Here is a 4,922-nt window from a genome sequence, read left to right on the forward strand (position 1 = left end):
CGGGGGATGGATCTGAAGGCGTTTGTTCTGTATTCGTCGGTCTCTGGTCTGTTGGGTACGGCGGGTCAGGCGAACTATGCGGCGGCGAACACGTTCCTGGATGCGTTGGCTGCGCATCGGCGGGCTGCTGGGCTGCCTGCCACCTCCCTCGCCTGGGGCCTGTGGGACGGGACGCACGGAATGGGCGGCACGCTCGGCGACGCCGACCTGGCCCGCTGGACGCGCCTCGGCATCCGGACTCTCGCTCCCGAGCGGGCCCTCGCCCTGTTCGACGCCGGCGTCGCTGCGGGGGACGCACTGTGCGCTCCCGTGGCCTTCGATCCGCGGGCCCTGCGCGCGGGCGGTGCCGTAGCCTCCCCCCTGCTGCGCGACCTGGTTCCCGTCCGACCCCGGCGCGCCGCAGCACGTACGGCCGCTGCCGGTGCCGTCGGTGCCGAGGGCACCCCGTGGGCGCAGCGCATCGGCGCGCTGCCGCAGGAGCGGCGCCATGAAACGGTTCTCGACCTCGTCCGCGGCATCGTCGCCGGTGTCCTCGGCCACACCGATCCGGAACGCCTCGACCCGAAGCGCGCCTTCAAGGACGTCGGCTTCGACTCGCTCGCCGGCGTCGAACTGCGCAACCGCCTGAACGCCGCCACCGGCCTGCGGCTGTCCGCGACCGTCGTCTTCGACCATCCGTCACCCGACGCGGTCGTCAACCACCTGCTGACCCGGATCGCCGACACCGCCGCTCCCGCACCCGCCCGCACCGTGCGGTCCACCGCGGACCAGGACGAGCCGATCGCCATCGTGGGCATGGCGTGCCGCTTCCCGGGCGGCGTCGCGTCACCGGACGACCTGTGGCGGCTGGTGGCCGAGGGCACCGACGCGATCAGCGGGTTCCCCACCAACCGGGGCTGGGACCTGGACGCCCTCTACGACGAGGACCCCGAACACACCGGCACCTCCTACGTCCGCCACGGTGGTTTCCTGCACGACGCAGACCGGTTCGACCCCGCGTTCTTCGGCATCCCGCCGCGCGAGGCCACCGCCATCGACCCCCAGCACCGGCTCCTGCTGGAGACGGCGTGGGAGGCGTTCGAGCACGCCGGCATCGACCCCACGGCCGTACACGGCTCGGACACCGGCGTCTTCACCGGCGCCATGTACGACGACTACGCGTCCCGCCTCTCCGCGAGCCCCGAGGAGTACGAGGGCTTCCTGCTGGCGGGCAACCTCTCCAGCGTCGTGTCGGGCCGGCTCTCGTACACCTACGGCTTCGAGGGCCCGGCGGTCACCGTCGACACCGCGTGCTCGTCCTCGCTGGTCGCCCTGCATCTGGCGGCGAACGCGCTGCGCAACGGCGAGTGCTCGCTCGCCATCGCCGGCGGCGTGACCCTCATGGCCAGTCCGCACGTCTTCGTCGAGTTCTCCCGGCAGCGCGGTCTGTCGCCCGATGGGCGTTCGAAGTCGTTCGCCGGGGCGGCGGATGGTGTGGCGTGGTCGGAGGGTGTGGGGCTGTTGGTGGTGGAGCGGTTGTCGGATGCCCGTAGGAACGGTCATCGGGTGCTGGCTGTGGTCCGTGGCAGTGCGGTGAATCAGGACGGTGCGAGTAATGGGCTGACGGCGCCGAACGGTCCGTCGCAGGAGCGGGTGATCCGGCAGGCGCTGGCGTCGGCGGGTCTTGCTCCTGCTGATGTGGATGTGGTGGAGGCGCATGGTACGGGGACGCGGTTGGGTGATCCGATCGAGGCGCAGGCGTTGTTGTCGACGTATGGGCGGGAGCGGTCGGACGGTCGGCCGTTGTATTTGGGGTCGTTGAAGTCGAACATCGGGCATGCGCAGGCGGCTGCGGGTGTGGGTGGTGTGATCAAGATGGTGCAGGCGATGCGTCATGGGGTGTTGCCGAAAACGTTGCATGTTGATGAGCCGTCGCCGTTCGTGGAGTGGGGCACGGGTGCGGTGGAGTTGTTGACGGAGGCGCGTGAGTGGCCGGTTCGGGAGCGGGCGCCGCGTCGGGCAGGTGTGTCGTCGTTCGGTATCAGTGGGACCAATGCTCATGTGGTCATTGAGGAGTTCGTGTCGGCGGACGGGTCCGGTGCGGCTGAGCGGCCGGAGTTGACGGGTCCTGTCCCGTTCGTCCTGTCCGCCCGCGACGAGCCCGCCCTGCGCGCCCAGGCCAAGCGACTGCACGAGCACCTGAGCGCGCACCCCGGACAGTCCCTCGCGGACACCGGCTGGTCCCTCGCCACCACACGCGCCTGGCACGACCACCGAGCCGTGGCGGTCGCCGAGCACCGCGACGAACTCCTCGAAGCCCTCACGGCGTTGAGCCGCGGCGAGTCCGCCCCGACGGTGCTGCACCCCGCCTCCGCCCGGCGCGGCAGGACCGCCTTCCTGTTCACCGGGCAGGGCGCACAGCGCCTCGGTATGGGCCGCGAACTGTACGACGCGTCCCCGGTGTTCGCAGCAGCCCTCGACGAGGTGTGCGCCCACCTGGACCGCGAACTCCCGAGGCCGCTGAAGTCGGTGCTCTGGGCTGCCGAAGGAACTCCCGACGCGGCGCTGCTCGACCAGACGGCGTTCGCGCAGGCCACCCTGTTCGCCGTGGAGACCGCGCTGTTCCGCCTCGCCCAACACCACGGCCTCACCCCGGACTTCCTGCTCGGCCACTCGGTCGGTGAGGTCACCGCCGCCCACCTTGCCGGCGTGCTCGACCTGCCGGACGCCTGCGTACTCGTGGCCGAACGCGGCCGGCTGATGCAGGCGGCCCGGGAGGACGGCGCCATGGCCGCCGTCGAGGCCGGCGAGGACGAGACGCGCACCGCGCTCGCCCCGTACGGCGACCGGGTGGCGATCGCCGGCGTCAACGGACCGCGTTCCACGGTGATCTCCGGCGACTCCGACGCCGTGGACGAACTCGCCGCGCGGTTCAAGGAGCAGGGCGCACGCGCCAAACGGCTGTCCGTCAGCCACGCCTTCCACTCGCCGCACATGGACGACGTACTGGACGAGTTCCGTTCGATCGTCGCGGACCTCACCTTCCACGAGCCGCGCATCCCGATCGTCTCCAACGTCACCGGCGAGCTGGCCACGGCCGACAACCTGGCCTCCGCCGACTACTGGGCACGCCACATCCGCGAGGCAGTCCGCTTTTTCGACGGCGTACGCCTCCTCGAGGCGCGCGGAGTCACCGAGTGGCTGGAACTGGGCCCCGACGGCGTGCTGAGCGCCCTGGTCACCGAGTCCCTGGCGGTGGACGCCGGTGCCGTGACGCCGGTCCTGCGCAGGGGCCGTCCCGAGGCGGGAGCGTTCGCGTCCGCGCTCGGACTGTTCGCCGCGCGCGGGGCCGACGTGCGCTGGGACACCGTCTTCCCCGGAGCCCGCGAGACCGACCTCCCGTTCTACGCGTTCCAGCGGCAGCGCTACTGGCTCGACGCCCCCTCGGGGGTCTCGGACGCCGCGGGCTTCGGGCTCGTGCCGACCGACCACCCGCTGCTCGGTGCCGCCGTCCAGCTGGCCGACCGTGACGAGCACGTCCTCACCGGCCGCGTGGCGCGCGGTACGCATCCCTGGCTGACGGAGCACACCGTCGCCGGCACGACGCTCGTACCCGGCACCGGACTGCTCGAACTCGCCCTCCGGGCGGGCGAGCAGCTCGGCGCCACGGCGGTCGAGGAACTCACCCTGGCCGCCCCGCTCGTGCTGCCCGAACACGGGGGCGTTCACCTCCAGGTGTCCGTCGGCGCCGAGGACACCGACGGCACCCGCCCGCTGCGTGTCCACGCTCGGCCCGACGGCGACTCGGACCAGGACACCGCCTGGACCCTGCACGCCCACGGCACCCTGCGCGCCGACACCGAAACCGACCCCACGGACGGTGCCCTTACCGTCTGGCCCCCCGCCGGAGCACACGAGATCGACCTCAGCGGGGTCTACGAGCGCCTTGCAGAGCGGGGTTACGACTACGGGCCGGCGTTCCGCAACCTGCGCAGGCTGTGGGCGGCGAACGACGATCTCTTCGCCGAGGTCGCCGTCGGCGACGACCAGCGCGCCGAAGCGGGCCGGTTCATCCTGCACCCCGCGCTGCTCGACGCCGCGCTGCATCCACTGCTGCCCGGTGTCGTCAGCGACGAGGGGCAGCCGCTGCTCCCCTTCACCTGGGCGGGCGCGAACGTGTACGCCGGTGGCGCGCCGGTCCTGCGGGTCCGGCTCGCGGGCGCCGCGGCGCCCCGGGCCGCGGACGGCGGCTCGACGTCGGTCGCACTCACGGTGGCCGACGCCTCGGGCGCGCCGGTCGCCTTCGTGGCGGAGCTGACCCTGCGCCCGCTGACCGCCGAGTCGCTGCACGCGGCGGGCACCACCTCCGCCGACGGACTGCTGCGGGTCGACTGGAGCCGGCTTCCCGCAGGTGACACGAGCGCCGACCTCTCGACCTGGGCGGTCCTCGGCTCGGCACAGGACCTCGGCCTGCCGGCCGACCGGATCCGTTCCTACGCGGACCTCGGCGAGGCGGCGCGCGCCATCGACGAGGGTGCGCCCGCACCCACGGTCCTCCTCGCCCCCTATGTCTCCGCGCACTCCGGCGACACGCTGCCGACCGCCGCGCGTGCGGCGGCACACCGTGCGCTGGCTCAGGTGCAGACCTGGCTCGGCGACGACCGCTTCACACGCACCCGCCTCGTGGTCACCACCCGGGGCGCCGTGCCCACCGCGTCCGGCGAGGACGTGACCGACCTGGCGCACGCTCCGCTCTGGGGCATGCTGCGCTCGGCGCAGACCGAGAGCCCCGGCCGCATCCAGCTCCTGGACCTCGCGGACACGGACCTGCCGACGAACGCCCGGCTGCTTACGTCGGCTGTGGTGTCGGGTGAGGCGCAGGTGGCGGTGCGGTCGGGTGGGTTGTTGGTGCCTCGTCTGCGGCGGGTTGTGTCGGGTGGTGG

General features: G+C 72.6%; 1 protein-coding gene. It reads left to right on the top strand.

Annotated features, from left to right (window positions below; all coding sequences use genetic code 11):
* The coding region (locus G3I56_RS42445) for a type I polyketide synthase (RefSeq protein WP_164418850.1) at positions 1 to 4,922 on the top strand (4,922 nt) is incomplete at both ends.

It is taken from the genome of Streptomyces sp. SID12488 (genome assembly GCF_010548275.1).
GTDB lineage: Bacteria > Actinomycetota > Actinomycetes > Streptomycetales > Streptomycetaceae > Streptomyces.